Source organism: Pseudoxanthomonas sp. PXM01 (assembly GCF_014851815.1).
Classification (GTDB): domain Bacteria; phylum Pseudomonadota; class Gammaproteobacteria; order Xanthomonadales; family Xanthomonadaceae; genus Pseudoxanthomonas_A.
The window spans coordinates 1007898-1029186 of sequence record NZ_JACVAJ010000002.1; the positions used below are offsets into that span (position 1 = coordinate 1007898).

Annotated in this window: 21 protein-coding genes; 7 read left to right on the forward strand and 14 right to left on the reverse strand. The window is 63.9% G+C overall.

The annotated features are described in order from the left end of the window. Positions 1–77 precede the first annotated feature (77 nt). The 3 genes from IB230_RS14205 to IB230_RS14215 form a co-directional block, all read right to left on the reverse strand. A complete protein-coding gene (locus tag IB230_RS14205; RefSeq protein ID WP_192273338.1) occupies positions 78–323 on the reverse strand; it encodes a DUF2789 domain-containing protein in 246 nt (81 codons plus the stop codon). Between the two features lie 44 nt (positions 324–367). Further along, the gene (locus IB230_RS14210; protein WP_192273340.1) at positions 368–784 is read right to left on the reverse strand and encodes a barstar family protein; all 417 of its coding nucleotides are present in this window, start codon (positions 782–784) and stop codon (positions 368–370) included. 108 nt (positions 785–892) lie between these two features. Then, positions 893–1825, reverse strand: a complete 933-nt coding sequence (locus IB230_RS14215) for a DUF2059 domain-containing protein (RefSeq protein ID WP_192273342.1) — start codon at positions 1823–1825, stop codon at positions 893–895. Between the two features lie 220 nt (positions 1826–2045). Here IB230_RS14215 and IB230_RS14220 point away from each other — a divergent pair, with 220 nt between their 5' ends. After that, entirely contained in the window at positions 2046–3464 is a 1419-nt protein-coding gene (locus IB230_RS14220) for a M20/M25/M40 family metallo-hydrolase (protein WP_192273344.1), read from the forward strand. Positions 3465–3560: 96 nt separating this feature from the next. Continuing rightward, positions 3561–4145 carry a pyridoxamine 5'-phosphate oxidase family protein gene (locus IB230_RS14225; protein ID WP_192273346.1) on the forward strand — a complete coding sequence of 195 codons (585 nt, stop codon included), beginning with the start codon at positions 3561–3563 and terminating at the stop codon, positions 4143–4145. A gap of 134 nt (positions 4146–4279) precedes the next feature. Here the strand turns inward: IB230_RS14225 and IB230_RS14230 are convergent, their stop codons facing one another. From IB230_RS14230 to IB230_RS14280, 11 genes are all read right to left on the reverse strand, one after another. Then, positions 4280–4633, reverse strand: a complete 354-nt coding sequence (locus IB230_RS14230) for an FKBP-type peptidyl-prolyl cis-trans isomerase (RefSeq protein ID WP_192273348.1) — start codon at positions 4631–4633, stop codon at positions 4280–4282. Positions 4634–4685: 52 nt separating this feature from the next. Beyond that, a complete protein-coding gene (locus IB230_RS14235) occupies positions 4686–5339 on the reverse strand; it encodes a hypothetical protein (RefSeq protein WP_192273350.1) in 654 nt (217 codons plus the stop codon). Between the two features lie 169 nt (positions 5340–5508). Then, positions 5509–5817, reverse strand: a complete 309-nt coding sequence (locus IB230_RS14240; protein WP_343227324.1) for a YrhB domain-containing protein — start codon at positions 5815–5817, stop codon at positions 5509–5511. A 102-nt stretch (positions 5818–5919) separates the two neighbouring features. Beyond that, entirely contained in the window at positions 5920–6309 is a 390-nt protein-coding gene (locus IB230_RS14245) for a hypothetical protein (RefSeq protein WP_192273352.1), read from the reverse strand. Between the two features lie 81 nt (positions 6310–6390). Further along, positions 6391–7077, reverse strand: a complete 687-nt coding sequence (locus IB230_RS14250) for a hypothetical protein (protein WP_192273354.1) — start codon at positions 7075–7077, stop codon at positions 6391–6393. 106 nt (positions 7078–7183) lie between these two features. Further along, entirely contained in the window at positions 7184–8314 is a 1131-nt protein-coding gene (locus tag IB230_RS14255; protein ID WP_192273356.1) for a hypothetical protein, read from the reverse strand. A gap of 128 nt (positions 8315–8442) precedes the next feature. Continuing rightward, positions 8443–9639: a hypothetical protein gene (locus IB230_RS14260; RefSeq protein ID WP_192273358.1), complete on the reverse strand. Its 1197-nt coding sequence runs from the start codon at positions 9637–9639 to the stop codon at positions 8443–8445. A 506-nt stretch (positions 9640–10145) separates the two neighbouring features. After that, positions 10146–11858 (reverse strand): hypothetical protein, encoded by a 1713-nt coding sequence (locus tag IB230_RS14265; protein WP_225589519.1) that lies wholly within the window; start codon positions 11856–11858, stop codon positions 10146–10148. A 41-nt stretch (positions 11859–11899) separates the two neighbouring features. Next, positions 11900–12700: an NrdJb gene (locus IB230_RS14270; RefSeq protein WP_192273360.1), complete on the reverse strand. Its 801-nt coding sequence runs from the start codon at positions 12698–12700 to the stop codon at positions 11900–11902. A 121-nt stretch (positions 12701–12821) separates the two neighbouring features. Next, positions 12822–13427, reverse strand: coding sequence for a hypothetical protein (locus IB230_RS14275; RefSeq protein WP_192273362.1), 606 nt, complete (start codon positions 13425–13427; stop codon positions 12822–12824). Between the two features lie 424 nt (positions 13428–13851). Further along, entirely contained in the window at positions 13852–16002 is a 2151-nt protein-coding gene (locus IB230_RS14280) for an adenosylcobalamin-dependent ribonucleoside-diphosphate reductase (RefSeq protein ID WP_192273370.1), read from the reverse strand. 537 nt (positions 16003–16539) lie between these two features. Here IB230_RS14280 and IB230_RS14285 point away from each other — a divergent pair. From IB230_RS14285 to IB230_RS14305, 5 genes are all read left to right on the forward strand, one after another. Beyond that, a complete protein-coding gene (locus IB230_RS14285; protein WP_192273941.1) occupies positions 16540–18009 on the forward strand; it encodes a Do family serine endopeptidase in 1470 nt (489 codons plus the stop codon). Between the two features lie 90 nt (positions 18010–18099). Continuing rightward, positions 18100–18462 (forward strand): hypothetical protein, encoded by a 363-nt coding sequence (locus IB230_RS14290; RefSeq protein ID WP_062358552.1) that lies wholly within the window; start codon positions 18100–18102, stop codon positions 18460–18462. A 9-nt stretch (positions 18463–18471) separates the two neighbouring features. Then, positions 18472–18945 (forward strand): phage holin family protein, encoded by a 474-nt coding sequence (locus tag IB230_RS14295; RefSeq protein ID WP_192273373.1) that lies wholly within the window; start codon positions 18472–18474, stop codon positions 18943–18945. Beyond that, positions 18945–19376, forward strand: coding sequence for a protein sip-5 (locus tag IB230_RS14300; protein ID WP_192273375.1), 432 nt, complete (start codon positions 18945–18947; stop codon positions 19374–19376). The genes IB230_RS14295 and IB230_RS14300 overlap by 1 nt, the downstream gene beginning before the upstream one ends. Positions 19377–19567: 191 nt before the next feature. Then, entirely contained in the window at positions 19568–20668 is a 1101-nt protein-coding gene (locus tag IB230_RS14305; protein WP_192273377.1) for an AI-2E family transporter, read from the forward strand. Positions 20669–21289: the final 621 nt, after the last annotated feature.

The following is a 21289-nucleotide window of genomic DNA, read 5'->3' on the forward strand; positions in this document are numbered from 1 at the left end:
TTGCCGTCGCCGCCGGATGCCGCCGATGCCTCCTGCGCTGGCGTGAGCCTGTCTGCGGCGGCGGGCTTGAGCCCGCCCTACGTCGTGGGCGTGTCGTGCAGCGCCACGTTCAGGCGGTCCACCACCATCGCCCAGTCCGCATCGTCGAGGCGCTCTTCGCGCAGCAGCTGCGCCTGCGCGGGCGTCCAGAACGGCGCCTCTTCCAGGCGCACGTCATCGGGCAGCGGCGAATGGGTGGCGATGAACTGCTGGATGCTGGCGTTGTCGTTCGGCAGGCCGAGCTGGGCGAACAGGTCGGAGAACGGGTGGACGGTCGGTTCCATGGCGGCGCCTCGTGGGGAAGAGCCCCAGCCTATCGCCGCGCGTGTTAAGCCGGCGGGTAGCGTTCAACCGACGGCTCGTCCGACACCAGCGTGATGTTCGGATGCGCCGCGATGATCTCCAGCACGATGTCGAAGTAGGTCTGCCCGGTGCCCGCCTCCAGCGCATCGAGTTCGCGCTGGAAGTGCGCAGCGTTGAAGCGTTCGGGCTGGGCGAGTTTCGCGAGCAGGTACTGCCGTGTGGCCTCCACCCCGAGCGCGTCGCGGCTGGCGGCGAAGTGCGTCCAGACCAGGGTCACCGGGGCATCGCCATCGAGCGCGCCGTAGCCGCCGTAGAGCAGGTCGTCGAGCGCGTCCAGGCTGGGACCCAGCGTCCAGTCGACGTCCTGCATGAAGACGCGGTTGATCTCGTCGTAGAACGACGGGATGTCGTGGATGCGGGTGCCGTCGAGGGTGAGCCTCATCGGAGTGATCGGGACGGATCTTTCAACATCGCCTGCGAGATACGAGACAAGAGCGACAGGGGAACAAGAGAGCCGCCAACGCGGATGCGCACTGGCGCGTGGGACACGTCAGTGAAACAGCGTAGCGGAATCCTCCAGGAAGACGAAGCGGCTCATCACCCAGCCCTTCGTACCGCGATACCAGATGAAGTACCACACAATGGCGTGTTCATCGAAGCGATGGAGGAAGACCGACCGCAGCATGGAATCACCGACCGTATCGTTGCGTAGCAACTCGTAGCCGGTGCTCTTTCCGAAGCGTTTTCCCCAGGTACTCTGGTGGGTACTCAACTGCTCGATGAAAGCACCCATCTGTGCCTTCGTTGCCAGAGCGTAGGGAAGTGCAAGATCAAAGCCCTCGGTAGCCGTGCCCGCCACGATGTGCTGCATGATGCGATCAGACAGTGCGACGGCGGCATCCGCCGATGGCAAGGTCTTCGCCGTCCCGGCGACGCGCTCGTCGCTGGCAGGGGGCGGCCTGCGGGACACCAGTGCGGCGATCTTCTCGCCGAAGATGGCGCCGGACTGCTCCGTATCCAGCTTGGTCTTGAGCGCGCGGCTCGAAACGATGTTGGACAGCAGCGAGGCTCTGAGGAACCGTTGGCCCAGGTCGGTGGCGTAAAAGGCCACCACGGCATCGGCGTCCGCGACGGAAAGATTTTCGTCCAGTGTCCGTACGAAGGCCTCCTTGACCGCACCTTGGTCGTAATCGCAACTGGCTGCGATCATCTCGGCATATGCCGCTTCGGCTTCGGCGAACTCAGGGTCACCTCGCTTGATGCCGCCGAGGGTGTCCGGGCTGTTCTTCAATGCTGCGTCGGCGTCGTACTTCGCCGCCAATTCGTGGCAGACCATCACGTTGTCCTGGAAGGCCTGATCGAAGCCCATGGCGTCGGCGAGGCGAAGACCGTGCGATGGCCCGGCGGCCTGCGCGGGCACCACGGCAGCCGCCGCCAGACATGCCGCTATCGCGCATCCGCGCGTCATTCCTTGCTTGAACATGCATCCCCTCTGTTAACGTCGCACGTGCTGGCCACGGACGGCCGTTGCATCGTTGTCGTGTTCACGCGCGCGGATGACTATGCCATGCCGAAGATGCCGCGTCAGGCTCAGCAGGGCGGGCAATCCGGTCCGTCTGGCGGCCTCTCCACACGCGAGGAACGGCGCGGGAAGTGGTAGCGTGGCAGCCGCCCTGCTGCAGGCTGACCTCCGGGAGGCCACGATGAAACCGTTCCTGCTGGTGCTGATGCTGCTCTCCCTGCTGACCGGCGTGGTGCTGGTGCGATCAGACACCGTCTGGCTGCAGGCACCCGCGGTGCGCGCGCAGGCCGGCGCCCCCGTGGCGCGCGGGAACACGCCGGGCGTCGCGGTCGCACAGCCCCCTGCCCTTCGTGGCACGCCGTCCATGGCGACGACCATTGCGCCGCAGACCGATCCGTTCGCCCCGGTCTATATCGTCACCTCGCGCGCGACCTGGCAAGGCATCCGCGGCGTGGCGACCAAGCTGGCCGAGCAGCACGACAGCACCGGTGCACCGGTGCTGATTTCCGAAACCCGCGCCGACCGCCTGGGCGAGATCAGCCGTTACGTGCACACCCACGAGCGCCGCTGCGGCGGTTACTTCGCGTTCCCCAGCCGCGCGCAGGCCGAGGCGTTCGTGCGCGAAGGTCGCGCGAAGCAGGCGATGACGAAGTCGATGCTGGCCGGCTACGCGCTCGACAACCAGGCCACGGTGAACCGCTGGCTGCCGCAGGTGCAGGAACGGCGCCTCTACGACACCATCAACCACCTCTCCAGCTACCGCAACCGCTACTTCGCCAGCACGCACGGCAAGACGTCGGCCGAATGGATCCGCACGCACTGGCAATCGCTGGCCGCGGGCCGCGACGACGTCACCACCGAGCTGTTCACCGCCTGCACCAACTGCAGTACGCAGCCGTCGGTCATCCTGACCATCCGTGGCTCGGACCTGCCGGACGACGTGGTGGTGCTGGGCGCGCACCTGGATTCGATCAACGCCAGCACCTACACCGATCCCAACCACCATGCGCCCGGCGCCGACGACGATGCCTCGGGCATCGCCACGCTCACCGAGACGCTGCGCATCGCGCTGGCCGACGGCTGGCAGCCGCGGCGGACGGTGAAGTTCATGGGCTATGCGGCGGAAGAAGTCGGCCTGCGTGGTTCCCACGCCATCGCGCAGTCGTTCCGCGCCAGCGGCGTCAACGTGGTCAGCGTGCTGCAGGTGGACATGACCAACTACAAGGCCGGCGCGACCAGCGACATGAAGCTGATCAGCGACTACTCCAACACCGACCTGAAGAACTTCTTCGTCACCCTGTTCGACACCTACCTGGCACCGATGGGCCTGACGCGCAGCAACAGCGCGTGCGGGTACGCCTGCTCGGACCACGCGTCGTGGACCAACGCCGGCTACCCCGCGGCGATGATGTTCGAAGGCGGCAGCCCGAACGGCAGCTTCCCCTACATCCATACGCAGTACGACACGCTGGCGACGATGGGCGAGTCGGCGCAGCACAGCGTCAAGTTCACCCAGTTCGCGCTGGCCTACCTGGGCGAGACGGCCAAGACGCGCGGGAGGGTCACGGGCGGGCCGGCGCAGGTGTTGGTGAGGGAGTGAATCGTAGGGTGGGCCTTGGCCCACCATTCGGGATGGCGGCTGGCGTGCGATGGCGGGCTTGAGCCCGCCCTACGGCAACGAGCTTTGGAGACCGGGATGAGACACGCGTTCGCGAACATCGCTTTCACCCCTGCCGTCCGCGACGTGCAGGCCCGCGACGGCAGCCGTGCGCAGTACGCCCGTGCGTTCGAGTCGGGGGACGAGGTCCGCAATGCCGAACTCGGACCGGACGAAGCCGCCTTCATCCACGCGCAGCGCAGTTTCTACATGGCGACGGTGTCGGAAACCGGCTGGCCCTACGTGCAGCATCGCGGCGGAACGCCGGGCTTCCTGCGCGTCGTCGATGCGAAGACGCTGTCGTTCGCGGAACTGCCGGGCAACCGGCAGTTCATCAGCGTGGGCAACCTGGCCAAGGATGATCGCGTGGCCATGATCCTGGTCGACTACGCGCACCGGCAGCGTCTGAAGCTGCTGGGACGCCTAACCGTCGAGGAGTCGCCGGGAACGCCGCGCACCGAGCGCACGATGACGATCCACGTGGAAGCGTTCGACTGGAACTGCCCGAAGTACATCCCGATGCGCTTCGAAGCCGAGGACGTGCAGCGCGCCATCGACGAGCGCGATCACCGCATCAGGGAACTGGAAGCGCAGGTGACGCGGTTGCTTCGGCAGGAGAAGTAACTGCGCAGTCCGCAAGGCGGGGATTGGCCCGCCTTGGGACGTAGACGGATGGCGTGCGATGGCGGGCTCGAACCCGCCCTACGTATGTCGGATGTTGGGGTTCGCACGCTCACCCCAACCCATGTCCTACTCGCTCAGGTGCCCAGCAGTTCCACGTCGAACTTCAGGGTGGCGTTGGGCGGGATGACACCGCCGGCGCCGCGGGCGCCGTAGCCGAGATTGGCGGGGATGATGAGGGTGCGCTGGCCGCCGACCTTCATGCCCTGCACGCCTTCGTCCCAGCCCTTGATGACCATGCCGCCGCCGAGGGGAAAGATGAAGGGTTCGTCGCGGTCCTTGCTGGAATCGAACTTGGCGCCCTGTTCGCCGTTCTCGTACAGCCAGCCGGTGTAGTGCACGGTGACGTTGCTGCCGGGCTTGGCCTCGATGCCGCTGCCGACGACGGTGTCTTCGAACTGCAGACCGGAGGGGGTGGTGGTGAAGGCCATGGGGTGTCCTTTGGGATTGGGATGTCGTGGCGCGTAGTTTATCGCGCGAGTACTACTGCGACAGATAGGTTTCGGCGAAGTACGACTTGATGAAGTCCTCGGCGCCTGCCTCGCCGAGCTCGGGGGCTTCCTTGCGAAAATCGTCGTACGCCTTCGCGTAGGCGTCGGTCTTGCGGAAGGCAGCGAATTTCGTTTCCTTGTAGGCATCGAACTCGGCACCGGTCATCGAGAGATGCTCGACGACCTTGCCAGCGCGCACGCGGACCACCTGGTAGTGGTCGAAGGAGGAGCCATACCCCATGTGTACGTAGCGCGTCATTTTGCCGTCAGGGACGATCAGTGCCCCCGTGTACCAGTCGGCACGGACCTGCGTCGCGCCAGGGTAGAGCTCTTGGGTAATGCTCTTGCGGGTGTAACCGCGATCGTTCTTGGGATCGCGGATTGCGATGGTGACGTCCTTCAGGAACAGTTCGCCGCCCTTGATCTCCCATGTCGCGATATAGCCTCGCCAGTTGCCCGACGATATCACCGCATTTTCGGGTCGCTCCCACTGCTTCTTCCGGAGCTCGGTGTCCAGAGGATTGGTGTTGAGCGCGAACTTCTTGCCCTCGACGATCAACCAATCGGACGCTTGTGCTGTTGCCTTGGCGGCAGACGCGATGGCCATCGCCAGGCACAGCATCAGGACTCTTGCGAACACCGGCATGGTGCCTCCGAACGATTCGGGTGAGCCTGCATGCTACACAAAGACTGCTGCGGGTCGCGGGAGAACCCGCTCCAGAAAAAAGGCGAGCCGAAGCTCGCCTTTTTCTTTCACTGCCTGACGCTTACACCGCCGGTTAGGATTCGGGGCGGCGACAGCAGCGTACCCCGCCCTACTGCGATGCGTCGTGCGGGTCGCCGGTGCGCTCGTAGTTCGCGATGTAGTCGGCCGTCGGGTAGGCGGTGCCGGTGTCCATCAGCCGGCCCGTCGCGCGTTCGACGAGGTAGGGCGCGTTGCCGGCGAGGGCGTAACGGAAATCGCCGGTCTCGTGGTAGCGCCGTGAGGTGTAGAAGAACACCCAGCCCCACGGCTTCTCGATAGTGGCGTCATCGAGGATGATCCGCGTGTCGTCGGTCAACCCGTCGTGTGACGCCGACAGTTCCTGTTCCACACGGGCCCTGGCTTCTTCCCTGGTGATCACGCGCTTGCCTTGTCCGTGCGGTGGAAGCGCATGGTAGCTGCGGAGGACGCGGCGGCGCGACCCTGGGTGGCTTGGGTGGCGCACTCACCCCGTGGCATGGCGCTAGTTGCCCAGCGCCTTGAACAGCAGCAGCCAGAAGAACCAGCCGATCATCATGAAGAACAGGGCTTCGCCGGCAGCTTTCTTCCGGTCGGCCATCAGGTAGCCGGCGGCCAGGAAGATGACGATGCCAGGCAGCAGGACGCACAGCACCTTGAGCACGAGCGGCAGGGTGTCGACGGGTTTGGCGCCGGGGATGGGCGGGGGTGAGCGTCCCGGCGGGGTGTCGAAGCGCGCATCCTGGACGCCGCGCCCGATGAGTTCCTGCCGCGCGAGGTCGATCGCTTCCTCGCCGTATTCGTCCGTCGTCGCCAGCGCGATGCGCATCAGGCGGTCGGACTCGTACTCGCGGTACTGCTGTCTGGCGGCGTCGGCATCGAAGTAGGTGGACATGTTCGCTCCGTGATCGTTGTCCTGCGGTGGAGTTGCTTCACTGGTCCGACAGCATGAGGCCGAAATTCGAAAGCGCCCCCCCTACCTGCGATCCTGTATGCCACCAGCAGGAGCATTGGGCAGGCAGTCGGCGTACTGCTGTTGCAGCAGAGGCAAGGTCGGCGATGACAAACCATGCGCCATACGTACAACGTTGGTGGTGAGGATTAGCATGCCATTGGCATTGATGAGGACGGAGCCCGCTTCGTGGTGCGGAAATGGCATGGAGCTTTGTGCGACCGCGCGTATACCGCCGTGCACGTAGGAATGCATCGCACGCCACGTAGCATCCCTCAGTGCAACCAAGGGTTCACAGATGTCCGCCGGGTGGTGCTTCGCAAGCGTATGCAGCATTGCAGTGACATCAGGCCCCTTGCGAGTCTCGGCGTCGGAGTTCAGTGCTTCGGAGTTTGGGCTCAAGAATCCATCAATCCACGAGTCGTCGGCGCCGCGAAATGTCCACATGGTACGTAGAAGCGCTTCGTAAGTCGGTCGGACCAGCGCCGTCGCTGACACATCCAGCTCGCTCTGTATCAGCACCCATTGTGCTGCGGCATGCTGCCAGACAATGTTTGCGAAGCCACGGACGGCGACAAGCCGTCTACTACTAGGATCGGGCAACTCGTCCCAAAGATCATCAAGCGATTGGCGCAGCAGGCGAGTTCCGTGAGATATCCGCTCTAGTCGTTCAATAGCAGCCGGCTTCGGCTTGTCCCAACCGTGCCCCATAGATCCTCCTTGCCCTAAGAAAAACGGAACAGCCTCGCTTCGCCTGTCATTTACTCTAAGAATGCACCCTAGCCTGGATTATCCACCCCACCCAGCAATTCTGCGATCAGGCGGCGCGCATCAGAACGCATGCATCGCGAACAAACGAAAGCAATTCTTCGACATTCGCCCCATCCACTTTCCTTTCGGCCGACTGTCCGCTGCCGCGCGGATTGAACAGCGAAAGCGAAAGCGCCTCCAGTTGCGTGGCCAGGTCGCTGCGTCCAACACCTTCGAGGTAATCGAACGGGACGCGCACACGTCCCTCGTGACTGACGCTGAGGAAACGGCGTTCGCTGCCGGTGGGCGCTACCCAATAGAGGTTGGCGGTGCTCTTACGGAAACCCATCCGGATGCTTTCGTGCATCGCTTCCGCCTCGAACAGGGCGACGATCCGCCTGACCGGCTCCACGGCGGACGGAGCCCTGCGCTGGACTTCGTCCATGAAGTCCGTCGCTGACGCCAGGTTCGAGGTTCGCCGATCCGTCGTGGTCTCGGTGACGTGTTCGACTTCTACCCGAGCCTTCGGATTCTGTCCTTCGATCTTCACGCGCACGACCTGTCGCACATCCGACTGCACGGTGCCCAGAAGTTCGGGCACCACAAGGAGGCTGCCTGCGTCTATCTCGCGATAGACATTCAGGTCGATCATCGCGAGGTCCCATTCGTTGGTCAGGTGGCGCGCCAGCAGGGCTTGCGACAGTCGCATCGCGCGGGGGTCCAGGGCGTCGCCGGCGATGACCAGCAGGAATTTGCCCGACTGCAGTGCGTCCGCCAGGTCGGACTCGTCCGGTGCGTGCTGGGACGCGGGCAGCTCTGGAAGGTCCTCGCGGTCGGTGTCCTGCAGCGAGAGGGCGTAGTCCAGCACCTGGGCCACGACCTCGCGGCGCTTCTGGGGGTTGTAGGACAGCTTGGTTTCCACGATGCCAATGCGGCCGTACGAGGACACCAGCAGCACGTCGATGGGTCCGGCACCGAAACTGGTCTCGGTTCGCCAAGGCAGCCATACCTCATCGGCCGTGACGCGGCCGGCTTGGCGACAAGGCGCGATGACCAGTTCCGGGTTCTCGAAGATGGCGTCGCGGAACCAGGTTTCTTGCAAGCCGAGATCACGTGCGAGGACGCGCTCGAAGCGCAGCTTGGGTGTCGCTTGCTTACCCGCGTTGACAGCGAACAGGTGGGTGCCGATGGACTTCAAGACGGTCTCCGGAATGCTGAATAGCGAGCGCTACAAACGTACATGCCAATCATGGGAGTCTCGGGTCACATGGCTGGCTGATGTTGGGGTTCGCAGGCTCACCCCCTACCTATGGACATGCGCTATCGCTATCTCGACACGCAAAGCCCACCCTCCTCAACACCACCGCAACCACAGACAGGAACCTCCCGAAGCTTGATCAATCGATTTCCGTGATTTTCGCTGCACCGCGAGCAAGAACCCCTATCGTCCGTATAAGAGACGCGCCACCCCTTGCTTGTCGCCTCTGACAGAACGGCCGGGCTAGGTATTGATGGGTAGCAACCTTTGAATGTTGAAGCGATCATTCGTCCGTGCCCAATCGGCTCTGGCATCGCCCCACTCGTTGTCTTTCCACCATGATGCGGTGCAACCACGCCCGTCAGCCGTCTGAGAAAGCGTGCCGGTATAGATGGATAGTCAGCGTCTCCGCACAGCAGCACGGATGCTCCAGCGCCCTTCACACGCAATGAAAGAGACTCGTTGTTGCGAAGAAACGCTGGCGTAGCTTTATAGCCTCCCGGATCATTTCTTATGATCGACACGGAGTCGACGGTGATAGCGCTCAGCGGCTCAGGCCAAAATAGCAACGCGCAATCCCCTGCGCACTTGGAGGTTGCCGCAAGCGTCTGGACGAAGTGCACATGGCTTGGTCCTAACTTATGTTTCGCCACTTGCGGCCTTCTCATCAGCCACGCTCGATGTAGCGCATCCGGCTTGTACACGGGCTGCGTTAGCCACGCACCCGAAGTTTTGTCCTTCTTCGCTGAGCCACTCTTGATGGCGTAACCCCAGTGATCCCAGTCTAGATGAGACAGCACCACTGGAGCTGGATAAGCCCCGAACGGAATTAAAGGCGAAAATCTGCCATTTACTGGATAGGACTTGCTGTTGAACTGTACTGGCCACCCGAGATCGAAGAACGCGAGTGGATGCTCATTCTTATCGACAAGCGCAGCCATGCTGGCTTGCCCAACATCGTAAACGGCAACTGCAGCTACACGTCCACGCGTGGTTCGGCGAAGAACTGAGGAAATAGCATCTTCCGGGGCATCTGGAATGTCAGGCATCCGGGCAATCTCGTCGAGCACCTCGACTAAACCCAAATTCGGCGACTCGTTACTCACACGCACAAACAGAGGTGCATCTCCTTCTTCGCCACGGAACGCTGAATTTGTCTGAACAGCATTTCCGTCTGGCATTTCGGAACTCGACACCTCAATCTCAACCCAGCGAGGCTCTTCCTCCTGTCCAGAAAACGGAACTTCCGAGGTAAGCGCGAGCACGCCAATTGGATCTTCAGGCCTAGCTGAACCTCCTAATCGCGACCGCACATCATCTAGCGGGACCGCATCGATAACGACGCGAGACTCCCGATCAATGCTCCCATCTGGCGCATCGCACGCGCGCTCAATCAGCGCTAGATACTTCCTTGAGCTCTCACCGTCCATGCGGCCCTCACTGATCGAGAATAAATGCGCTGTCGCCCGACTTATGTGGAGCAGAGGTCCTGGAAAATCTCAGCGCGTCGTAAGCAGCCAGAACGCATTCTGCCCCCGCTTGGGATGCCGACAGGCACGCCGATCTTCCAAGCGAAGCTGCCGCTGTCTCGGGAGGGGGGGGGGTGGCAGCGATGGGTGCGCGGACGGAACTCCACGTCCCGCGTTTCCTTGTCGAACCTGGGCTCCTGACACTCCATGGCATCCCCTTGCCTTGTCGTCCCGATTGATGGGTATCGCTTCGCTCAACCCATCCTACGCGCTGATGTTCGGGCTCTCGGGCTCACATCGACCTACGCACCAACACCACCTCCAACAGCAATGCTTTCGAAGCAGTTATTACACAACCTCTGTTTCTTGTACGCGAGGTGAGAAGTGTCTACAGGTCGACGGCAATGCGGACAGGGGAACGCTTCGCCCACGCTCATGAAAAACTGCGCGAAGAATGGCTCCTCCAGAGAGATCCTGCGCACATCACGAAGATCCTTACCCGCCAAACTGTCGAAGCTTAAAGACTCAAGCTTATTCTTGCTGATATTCAAAGAGTTGTAACAGCCATAGTCTATCGAGTAAACGTTGTAACCCTCACCGGAGTGATCCTTATGGGAATACCCGGATCTCCGAAGGTGCATCACTCGAAAGTCAATCAGATTGAGAATGTGCTTGTTCTGGGAATACTTTTCCGGCACGAGAAAATGTATTGATTTCTTCCTTCCAATCACTTCTTGCACGATAGCGCCAAGAAGTTGCCGCTCTACTGGATGCTTGTCTACCTGCTCTTTCTTGTCAGACTCATACCACTCATGATTTGCGGAACGCAGATGCTTGACACTGATTCTCGCGCCATTTCCCGTCAGAAGAAGCTTGTCATAGGCGTTAATAGTGAGATTCATAAAGTCGCGAGGCACCCCTGCGCACGCGATCAGCACTTCGCCGAGCGCCACGTTGGCGAAGAAGCAATTTATTAGATTGTCCTCCCCCCTTTTATCTGCGGCCAAAAGGTCATCTACGGCCTGCCCATCGATCGCCCTCAGGTGTCGCCGCAGGAGATCATTGAAGAATCCTCTTGTCTGCAGCTTGTTCACTTCGAAAACGTAGCGAAGGTCCAGAGGATAACTAAGAATGTCGCCCCCATCCTCAAGGCCAATAAACTTCTTGTCGGTCTTAATTCCTAGATTGGTTCTGTTCGGAATGGCGGCGATCTTGACCGAGACAGCAATAGCGGAGAAGTTCTTCTTCATTAGCTCAGCAAGTAAAAGCTGAGTCTCCAGGCTAACCTCTGACCATTCATCCAGCAGAACAAATAGCCGACCCAATTCTGCAGTGGAAATGATCTGCTCAAGAATTCCTGAAACTTCGAGCACAGAAACATAGCGCTGCTGCTGCTCGCTTTTTCTTGAAGCAACTTCTCGCGCACCCGTTATCCCCACGGAGGGCTGCGCGGAGAGCCTCGCATCCGCCGACAGGCTACGCCGCTCCTCTTCCGTAACTTCCAGCCGTGATGGCTTAGAGTAGCTACGGCCGTCATACTCCAAATAAAGCGATTGCAGCAGTTGCTCAAGTCGTTCACGCCTTACCCTAATGGCGAGCGTATTGACTGGATCGAACTCATTCAGTCCAAGCAGAGCCGGGGTATCGGCCGCAATCTGCAGGGCTACCTCTTGAAGTACATGCTTGAAAATGAGGAGAGCGTCAAGCTCGGGATCCGACGCATCAGATGGCAATAGCGGAATGACTCTGCGGAGATCCAAGTAGACAGCAAGATGTCGATCCTCCTCAGATCGACCATTAATCTTCTCCTGAAGCGCCCTCAAAAGATGCGTCTTACCTGAGCCGCGACGACCGTAGATTACGGTGTTGTTCTTGTTGTCGATGTTCTCAAGATTCTCAGCACCGGAGTAAAGCTCCAAGTAGCTCGGATAAGAGATATTTTCAGCCCGGATGTTGTCCGATAGCTTCTTGATGCACCGCCTGATTCGATCACGAGTCAACGGTTGGTTTTGCACGAAAGCTCTCCTTGCTCAGTACTGTCCTTGGCAACGCTTAATTAGCCACACTTACTGTACCCACAGTTCAAGCACGTCGCGCACCCATCCATGATGACGAGCGCCTTGGTGCTGCACTTGTGGCAGAGCGTGGCGGAGGGCGGGAAGCTGGCGCCATCGCCGGTCACGGCGATGTCCTCGGCGGCGCCCTGCGCGGGCGCGGCCGGTGCAGCGGTCACGGTTTCGGTTACGTCAGAGTTTTTTTTTGCGCGGTCTTCGTACTGCTTGCGCTTCTCGGCCAGGATGGCGCGCTGGTGCGCGCTCATTTCCGGGTCGTGGATCAGGCCGATCGACTTCATGTGCTCTTCGACGATGGCGCCCAGCTCGGCCACCAGCGACGGCATGTACACGCCGCCGGCCTTGAAGTAACCACCGCGCGGATCGAACACCGCCTTCATCTCGTCCACCAGGAACGTCACGTCGCCGCCCTTGCGGAACACCGCCGACATGATGCGCGTCAGCGCCACGATCCACTGGAAATGCTCCATGGACTTGCTGTTGACGAAGATCTCGAACGGACGGCGCAGCTCGTGCTCCGTGCCCGCGTTCAACACGATGTCGTTGATGGTCACGTACATGGCGTGCTCCACCAGCGGCGACTTGATCTTGTAGGTGCTGCCGATCAGGACTTCCGGGCGCTCGATGCGCTCGTGCATCTGGATGATGTTGTCCTGCGGGGTTTCCTTTTCCACCGTCTCGCGCGGCACCGACGCCACCGGAATCGCGGCCGCGGCTTCGCGCGCCTTGTCTTCCGGGGTGAGCACGCTGTAGCCCTTGATTTTCTTGTCGATCTTGACGGCCATGACGGTGGAATCCTGTTCGTATCTGAAAGTTGTCGTCGATGGGTGGACGCCTGGCCTTCCGGGCCGGCCCCCACCCCAATCCTCCCCCGGACCCGGGGGAGGAGGGGTAAAGCATCAGGTCTTACTTACGGGCCGCTTTTTTGGTGGCTTTCTTTGCGGCTTTCTTCGGGGCTGCCTTGCGCACGGCCTTCTTGGCCGCTTTCTTCGGAGCGGCTTTCTTCGCCGCCTTCTTCACGGGCGCCTTGCGGGCGACCTTCTTCACTGCCTTCTTGGCCGCCTTCTTCACCGTCGCCTTCTTGGCGGCGGCCTTGCGGGCGACCTTCTTGACCGCCTTCTTGGCGGCGGTCTTCTTGGTCGCTGCCTTCTTGGTGGTCTTCTTCGCTGCCTTCTTCGCCGTCTTCTTGGCGGCCTTCTTGCCGGTGACCTTCTTCTGCAGGCTGGCGGCTTCGGCCTTGGCGGCGCTGCTGGCGGCGGCCAGCTTCTTCTTGGCCTTGGCGACGGTCTTCTTCACCGCCTTGGTGGCCTTGTCGGTGCGCTTGGCCACGGCCTTCTTCGCCTTGGCGATGTCGGCGGTCACCGTCTTCTTCGCTTTCTTGGCGGCCTTCTTGGCCTTGGCGACGGTTTCGCTGGCGGTGGTCGCCACCGCTTCGCCGATCCCCGCCACTGTTTCCTTCACGCTTTCGGCTGCGCCGGAAAGCGTCGCCGTGACACCATTACCGTTGCTCATGTTGCCCTCCTTGCGGGCGAGGTTGGTTGACGCTGCCGATGCTATACCCGATGGCGCGGGGTGGAACGGTGAAGCGGATGAATCGTTCGTTGCTTTTCCCTTCTCCCCGCGAGCGGGGAGAAGGTGCCGAAGGCGGATGAGGGGCCGCTTTTCGCGAAGAGCAACAGCAACTCGCTGCGCTCGCTCCCCCTCACCTGCCCTTCGGGCATCCTCTCCCCGCAGGCGGGGAGAGGCGTAAAGCCAGTCCTCTTTCTTTCCCTTCTCCCCGCGAGCGGGGAGAAGGTGGCCGGAGGCCGGATGAGGGGCCGCTCTTCGCGAGAAGCCAGAAGCAACTCGCTGCGCTCGCTCCCCCTCACCTGCCCTCCGGGCATCCTCTCCCCGCAGGCGGGGAGAGGGGTAACGCGGCATCGCTGAGGCAGGCGCCTCAGAACTTGCCGTAATAGCCTTCCTTCAGCGCATCGAACAGGTTGGCGGCGGTGTGCATCTCGCCGTCGTACTCGATCTGCTCGTTGCCCTTGACCTCGATGACGTTGCCGTCTTCCAGCTCGAAGCGGTAGGTGGTGTTCTCCAGGTCGGCTTCCTTCACCAGCACGCCCTGGAAGGCGGCCGGATTGAAGCGGAACGTGGTGCAGCCCTTCAGCCCCTGCTGGTGGGCGTAGCGGTAGATGTCCTTGAACTGCTCGTACGGGTAGTCCGTGGGCACGTTGGCGGTCTTGGAGATGGAGCTGTCCACCCACTTCTGCGCCGCGGCCTGCACGTCGACGTGCTCCTTGGGGGAGATGTCGTCGGCGGCGATGAAGTACTCCGGCAGCTTGGCGTCGGCGTCATCGGAGAACGGCATCGCCTTGCCGTTGACCAGCTCGCGGTAGGCCAGCAGCTCGTAGGAGTAGACGTCCACCTTCTCCTTGGACTTCTTGCCTTCGCGGATCACGTTGCGGCTGTAGTGGTGCGCGAACGAGGGCTCGATGCCGTTGGAGGCGTTGTTGGCCAGCGACAGGCTGATGGTGCCGGTCGGGGCGATGGAGCTGTGGTGGGTGAAGCGGCTGCCGACTTCGGCCAGTTCATCGACCAGCTCCGGCGCCACCGTGGCCACGCGCTGCATGTAGCGGCTGTACTTGGCGTGCAGCACCTTGCCGGGGATCTCCTGGCCGACCTTCCAGCCGTCGGTCGCCATTTCCGGGCGCTGGCGCAGCATGGCGGCGGTGACGGTGAAGCGCTCTTCCATGATCGGGGCGGCGCCCTTCTCCTTGGCCAGCGCCAGGCCCATTTCCCAGCCGGCCACGGCCATCTCGCGGGCGATCGCCTCGGTGAACTCGCAGGACTCGGCGCTGCCGTACTTGTGCTTGAGCATGGTCAGCGTGCTGCCCAGGCCCAGGAAGCCCATGCCGTGGCGACGCTTGCGCAGGATCTCCTGGCGCTGCTGTTCCAGCGGCAGGCCGTTCACTTCGACCACGTTGTCGAGCATGCGGGTGAACACGCGTACGACTTCCTTGTATTCCTCCCAGTCGAACCGCGCCTGGTCGGTGAAGGGGTCGCGCACGAAGGTGGTCAGGTTGACCGAGCCCAGCAGGCAGGCGCCGTACGGCGGCAGCGGCTGCTCGCCGCACGGGTTGGTGGCGCGGATCGTCTCGCACCACCAGTTGTTGTTCATCTCGTTGACGCGGTCGATCAGGATGAAGCCCGGCTCGGCGTAGTCGTACGTCGAGACCATGATCATGTCCCACAGATGACGGGCACGGATGTGGCCGTAGATCTTGCAGGCCACCAGACCGTCGTCGCGGACGATGTAGTTCTTGTGGGTGGGCCACTCGCGCCAGACGACCTGGGCGGCGTCCTCGACGTCGATGTCGCCCTTCTCCTTGATGTTCACCGGGAACACCAGCGGCCAGTCGGCGTCGGTGTCGACCGCTTCCATGAAGCCGTCGGTGATCAGCAGCGACAGGTTGAACTGGCGCAGGCGGCCGTCTTCGCGCTTGGCGCGGATGAAGTCCTTGACGTCCGGGTGGGAGATTTCGAACGTGCCCATCTGCGCGCCGCGGCGGCCGCCGGCGGAGGACACGGTGAAGCACATCTTGTCGTAGATATCCATGAAGGACATCGGGCCGGAGGTGTACGCACCGGCGCCGGCGACGAACGCGCCCTTCGGGCGCAGCGTGCTGAACTCGTAACCGATGCCGCAACCCGCCTTCAGGGTGAGACCGGCTTCGTGGACCTTCTCCAGGATGCCGTCCATCGAGTCCTCGATGGTGCCGGAGACGGTGCAGTTGATGGTGCTGGTGGCCGGCTTGTGCTGCTGGGCGCCGGCGTTGGAGGTGATGCGACCGGCCGGGATGGCGCCACGGCGCAGCGCCCACACAAAGCGTTCGTACCAGTAGGCACGCTTCTCGGGGGTGCCTTCGGCGTCGGCCAGGGCACGGGCCACGCGCTGGTAGGTACCGTCGATGTCGGCGTCGAGGGCCTCGCCCTGCTTGGTCTTCAGCCGGTACTTCTTGTCCCAGATGTCCTGGGACGCGGGCTGCATGGGGACCAGGGTGGGCTGTTCCGTCTTGATCGCCTCGAGGCGCACCGTACTCATGGTTGTTTTGTTCTCCTGAACGACTGGAACTTCAATGACTGTGGTGGCGGGCGGGCCGTAGCCCACCCCGGTGATTCATCGCGGCCCCGGCGGACAGGGACGGCACCGCGGGCGGCCGCACGAAATGCGCCGCGCCGGTTGCCGGATTGTGGAGGTGGGCCCTGCGAATACGGTGGTGCCCACGGCTTCCCTCGACCTCATGCGCCAATCCCCGAAGGCGCCCGAATTCCCAAGGCGTGTTGCCCGAAAAAACACCAGCACTTGGGTCCGCTTCGTGCTGGACCGCAACATCTTGTGTCAGCACGAAGTGGCAAAACTACGCCCGGGGGTCCCCCCTGTCAACCGGATTGACATGACAATTGCATGGCATCACCCCCACCGTCCGTCATCACGCGGCGGGGGTGCCCGGCGGGCACGGCCGGTGAACTTCATTGCAGGTTTAGGGGTCCGTCAGCAGACTCATTCAGGTTCGCGGAAGGCCACCGGCCGCCCGCTCCCTCCGACGCAACGAGCTGCCGACCCACCATGAAGAAAGCGCTGCGCCCGTTCCCCACCCTGATCGCCCTGACTGCCGCCGCCGCGTTCGGCGGGTTCGCCGCCACCGGCCTCAACGACCTCTTCCAGAAACCCGCCCAGGCCGCGCCCAGCGCCGCCACCGCGGTCCCGACCGTCGCCGCCCTGCCCACCGCCGTGGACGGCCAGGTGCTGCCGTCGCTGGCGCCCATGCTCAAGCGGGTCACCCCGGCGGTGGTCAGCGTGTACAGCCGGCAGACCGTGCGCGTGGCCAGCCCGCTGGGGCCGTTCGGCGACGACCCGGTGTTCCGCCGCATCCTGGGCATTCCCGACATGCCGCGCGAGCGCGTGGAGCGCGCGCTGGGCTCGGGCGTGATCGTCGACGCGACGCGCGGCTACGTGCTGACCAACCATCACGTGGTGGAGAACGCCGATGGCGTGTCGGTGACGCTGAGCGACGGTCGCCAGGTGGAAGCCGAGTTCATCGGCTCGGACCCCGACACCGACGTGGCGCTGATCCGCATCCCCACCCAGGGCCTGACCGCGGTGCCGATGGCCAACAGCGACCAGCTGGAAGTCGGCGACTTCGTGGTCGCGATGGGCAACCCGTACGGCCTGGGCCAGACGGTGACCTCGGGCATCGTCTCGGCGGTGGGCCGCAGCGGCATTCCGGTGGCCGGCTACCAGAACTTCATCCAGACCGACGCGTCGATCAATCCCGGTAATTCCGGTGGCGCACTGGTCGACCTGCAGGGCCGGCTGGTCGGCATCAATACCGCCAGCTTCAACCCGCGCGGCAGCATGGCCGGCAACATCGGCCTGGGCTTCGCGATCCCGATCAACATGGCGCGCGGCATCATGGACCAGCTGATCGCTAACAACGGCGTGGTCCGACGCGGCACCTTCGGCGTGGAATCGCAGGACGTGGACGAGCGCACCGCGCGCGGCCTGGGCCTGGACGTCGCGCGCGGCGCGCTGATCACGCGCGTGTACCCGGGCTCGGCTGCGGCCGCCGCGGGCCTGCAACCGGGCGACGTGGTGCTGTCGGCCAACGGCCAGCGCGTCGACAACCGCGCCGCCCTGCACAACTTCGAAGGCCTGCAGCCGGTGGGCACGCAGGTGAAGCTGGACGTGCGCCGCGACGGCAAGCCGGTGCAGCTGGATGTGGCGCTGAAGGAAGGCGTCCGCAACGCGGAGGGCGCGACCCTCGACCCGCGCCTGACCGGCGCCACGCTGAAGGAACTGGACGAATCCGCCCGGCAGCAGCTGCGCGGCCTGATCCGCGGCGCGCAGGGCGGCGTGCAGGTCGGCAACGTGGCGCGCGACAGCCGTGCGTGGAACAGCGGCCTGCGCCCGGGCGACATCATCGTGGGCAGCAGCAGCGGCGAGTTCGGCGATCTGCCCGGCTTCCGTGCCAGTTTCGAGCGCAAGCCGGCGCAGCTGGTGTTGAACATCCTGCGCGGACGCGGCACCGGCCGCCTGCTGATGCAATGACGCACACACGGTGGACGGCATAACAGCCCGTTCACCGTCGTGCATTAGAGTGACCCCATCCCCCGCCTGCAGCAGGAGCCGACGATGACCATGCCCACCCACACCGATGCGCTGAAGGCCAACCTCGGCGAAGCCGGATCGCACCTCGCCTCGGCCGCTGCCGCCGCCGGCGAAGCCATCAAGGGCGCCGCCAGCGCCGCCGGCGACGAGTTGCGCCTGGGCAAGGCGAACATCAAATCCGAACTTGCCGACAGCGCGCTGTCCGGCCTGGCCGCGGCCGAAGCCGGTGGCGGTGCCGCCAGCGAGCAGGTCGACGCGCTGATGGACAAGGGCCGCGACCTGATCGACAGCGCCGCCGACCTGATCCGCGAGCGCCCGATCGCGTCGTTCGGCGTCGCGTTCGCGGCCGGCTGGATCATCGCCAAGCTGGCGCGCAGCGGCGGCAACAAGTAAGTCCATCGCGTGAGCGACGCGCCCCGCGACACCGACGCGCCCCCACCGCCCGACCTCATCGACAGCCTGAAGGAAGTCGGTGAGGCCGGCCGTGCCGCGCTCGGCTCGGCCAAGGACACCGGCCGCGCGATGCGCGCGCTGGTGTCGGCGGATTTCGCGCTGGCGCGCAGTGCCTTCGGCCGCGCGCTCGCCTGGGCCGGCGTGGCGATCGTGTTCGGCGCGTCGGCCTGGCTGCTGGTCACCGGCGCGCTGATCGCGCTGATGCAGCGCTTCGGGTTTTCGTGGCTGCAATCGCTCTCGTTCGCGGCGCTGCTCAGCCTCGGCGTCACCGCGCTGGCGATCTGGAAGGTGGGACGCTACTTCGACTACACCGGCATGCATGCGACGCGCCGGCAGCTGTCCAAGCTCGGTCTGTTCGACGAGGACCGCGTGGACGAGGAAGAACCGCCCGTGCCACCGCCCGCCGGCAACGGAGGGACCTGATGCGCTTCGAGCAACTGCAGCAGCACGTGGAGCGCGCGGAGAAGCGGGTGGAGCTGCGTGGCGCGCAGACCTCGCTGTACTGGACCATCCTCAAGCAGACCTGGAAGGACGGCTGGACACCGGGCCGCATCGTCATCGCCGGCCTGGTCAGCGGCTTCCTGGCCGGTCGCAGCGACCCGTTGCGCGCCATGACCGGGGCGCGCTGGATGCAGATGTTTACCGCCGTCTCCAGCTTCGTCGCGACCGCACAGGCGGCGGCCGCGGCGGAAACCGCGGAAGACGCCGCGGACACCGCACAGGACGTACAGGAGCAGGCCGCAGGCATGCAGGCCGACGACGAGCCGCTGGTGGACGAGGCCTTCGATGAGGACGACATCGTCGTCACCGCGCCACGGCCGGCCGAAGCGGCCACGGAACTGTCAGAGCGCTGACCGCGGGCGGCTTCCTGTAGGAGCGACGTGAGTCGCGACCGCACGAATCAAGCCCCTTTGCACCAACCGCGGCTGGAAAGGCATCGGCCCGTCCGAGGCTGCCCTGACCGCCACCTCATCCGGTCGCGACTCACGTCGCTCCTACAGGGTAGGCCGCACAATCGCGCCTCCCTGACAGCCGCGACCCGCCCATGAGCACTCCCGCTCCACCCGACACACCGCCTGCCCCGGTCGCCCCTCCGCCCTCGCGCCCGCGGGCGTCGACGCCGCTGCTGGTGCTGGCGACGCTCGCCGTCGGCTACACGCTGTGGGCTGCGCAGGAAGTGCTGCTGCCGGTGCTGCTGGCGATGTTCTTCGCGCTGGTCGGCAACCCGATCATCCGCACGCTGCGGCGGATCTACGTGCCGCGTTTCCTCGGCGCGTTGATCGTGCTGGTCGGCGGCATGGCCTTCACCGGCCTGCTCGCCCAGAAGATGCTGCCGTCGGCGATGGAATGGGCGCAGCAGGCGCCGCGCGAGATGCGCCAGCTGGCCCCCAAGCTGCGCGAACTGACCAAGCCGGTGCAGGACGCCAACAAGGCCGCCGAGAACTTCGCCCGCGCCGCGGCCGGCAGCCAGACCTCGAATCGCCAGCCGCAGGTGGTGCAGGCCGCGGTCGACGATCCGTACCGCAAGCTGCTGGCCACGCCGCGCGTGCTGGCCTCGCTGCTGGCGGTGGTGCTGCTGACGTTCTTCTTCATGGTCTACGGCGAGAACCTGCAGCGCAACGCGATCGCGCTGCTGCCCGGGCGGCAGCAGAAGAAGTTCACCGTGGAGATCCTGCATTCGATCGAGCGCGAGGTATCGCGCTACGTGCTGACCATCAGCATCATCAACACGGTGGTGGGCTTCGTGTTCGCCGGCGTGCTGTACCTTCTGGGCCTGCCGCTGGCCGAGGCGCTGCTGTGGGGCACGATGGCGGCGCTGCTGAACTTCGCGCCCTACGTGGGGCCGCTGATCGGGATGGTGGCGATGCTGCTGGTGGGTTTCATCAGCTTCGAGCAGCCGTTGCAGTCGATGCTGCCGGCGATCGCCTATCTGGTGCTGCACACGATCGAGGGCCAGATCATCACCCCGATCATCCTGGGCAAGCGGATGGCGCTGTCGCCACTGGTGCTGATCCTGGCGCTGATGCTGTTCGGATGGCTGTGGGGAATCATCGGCCTGTTGCTGGCGGTGCCGCTGCTGGTGTGCGTGAAGCTGGTGTTGGCACGGGTGGAAGGGATGGAAGGGTGGGCCCGTCTGCTGGAGTGATTGATGCCCGTCTCCCATCGGGAGAGGGGTTGGGGTGAGGGGCAACGGAGACCCTGTCTTGCCCGATCTCAGTTTGGAACCACGTCCGCGATACCGTGGGTTCCATGAGCCTTGCGTGACGGATCCTCTTCGTGGACGCATGGCGCCGCTCGCCGCGGAGGCCCTACTTTCTTTGCTTGTGCAAAGAAAGTAGGCAAAGAAAGCACACCCCGACGGTCCGCCCGCCGCAGGCGGCGGGTGCGCAGTCCCGGCGGGAATTTTCGGACGGGGCATCCTGCCCCGGCCGAAAACGCCGCACATCCTTGTGCGGCGCCCTTGCAGGGTTTTACCCGCCGGGACTGCCGGACCTCAGGGGGCCCAAAAGCCACAGCGGAGAAATCAAGGCGCGCCTGTGCTGTTGGTCTTGCTCTCGGGTCCCCATGAGGCACGGCGAGTGGGCCGGGTAAAACCCGCAGGGCGCCGTCATGGATGACGGCGTTTTCGTATGGCACAGGGACGTGCCATACGAAAATTCCCGGGCCACTCGCGGACTCGGAGCGCAGCGGAGGGCGTGCCGCCTGGGGTGTGTTTCTTTGCTTCTCTCTTTGCACAAGCAAAGAAAGAAGGCCCCCGCGGCGAGCG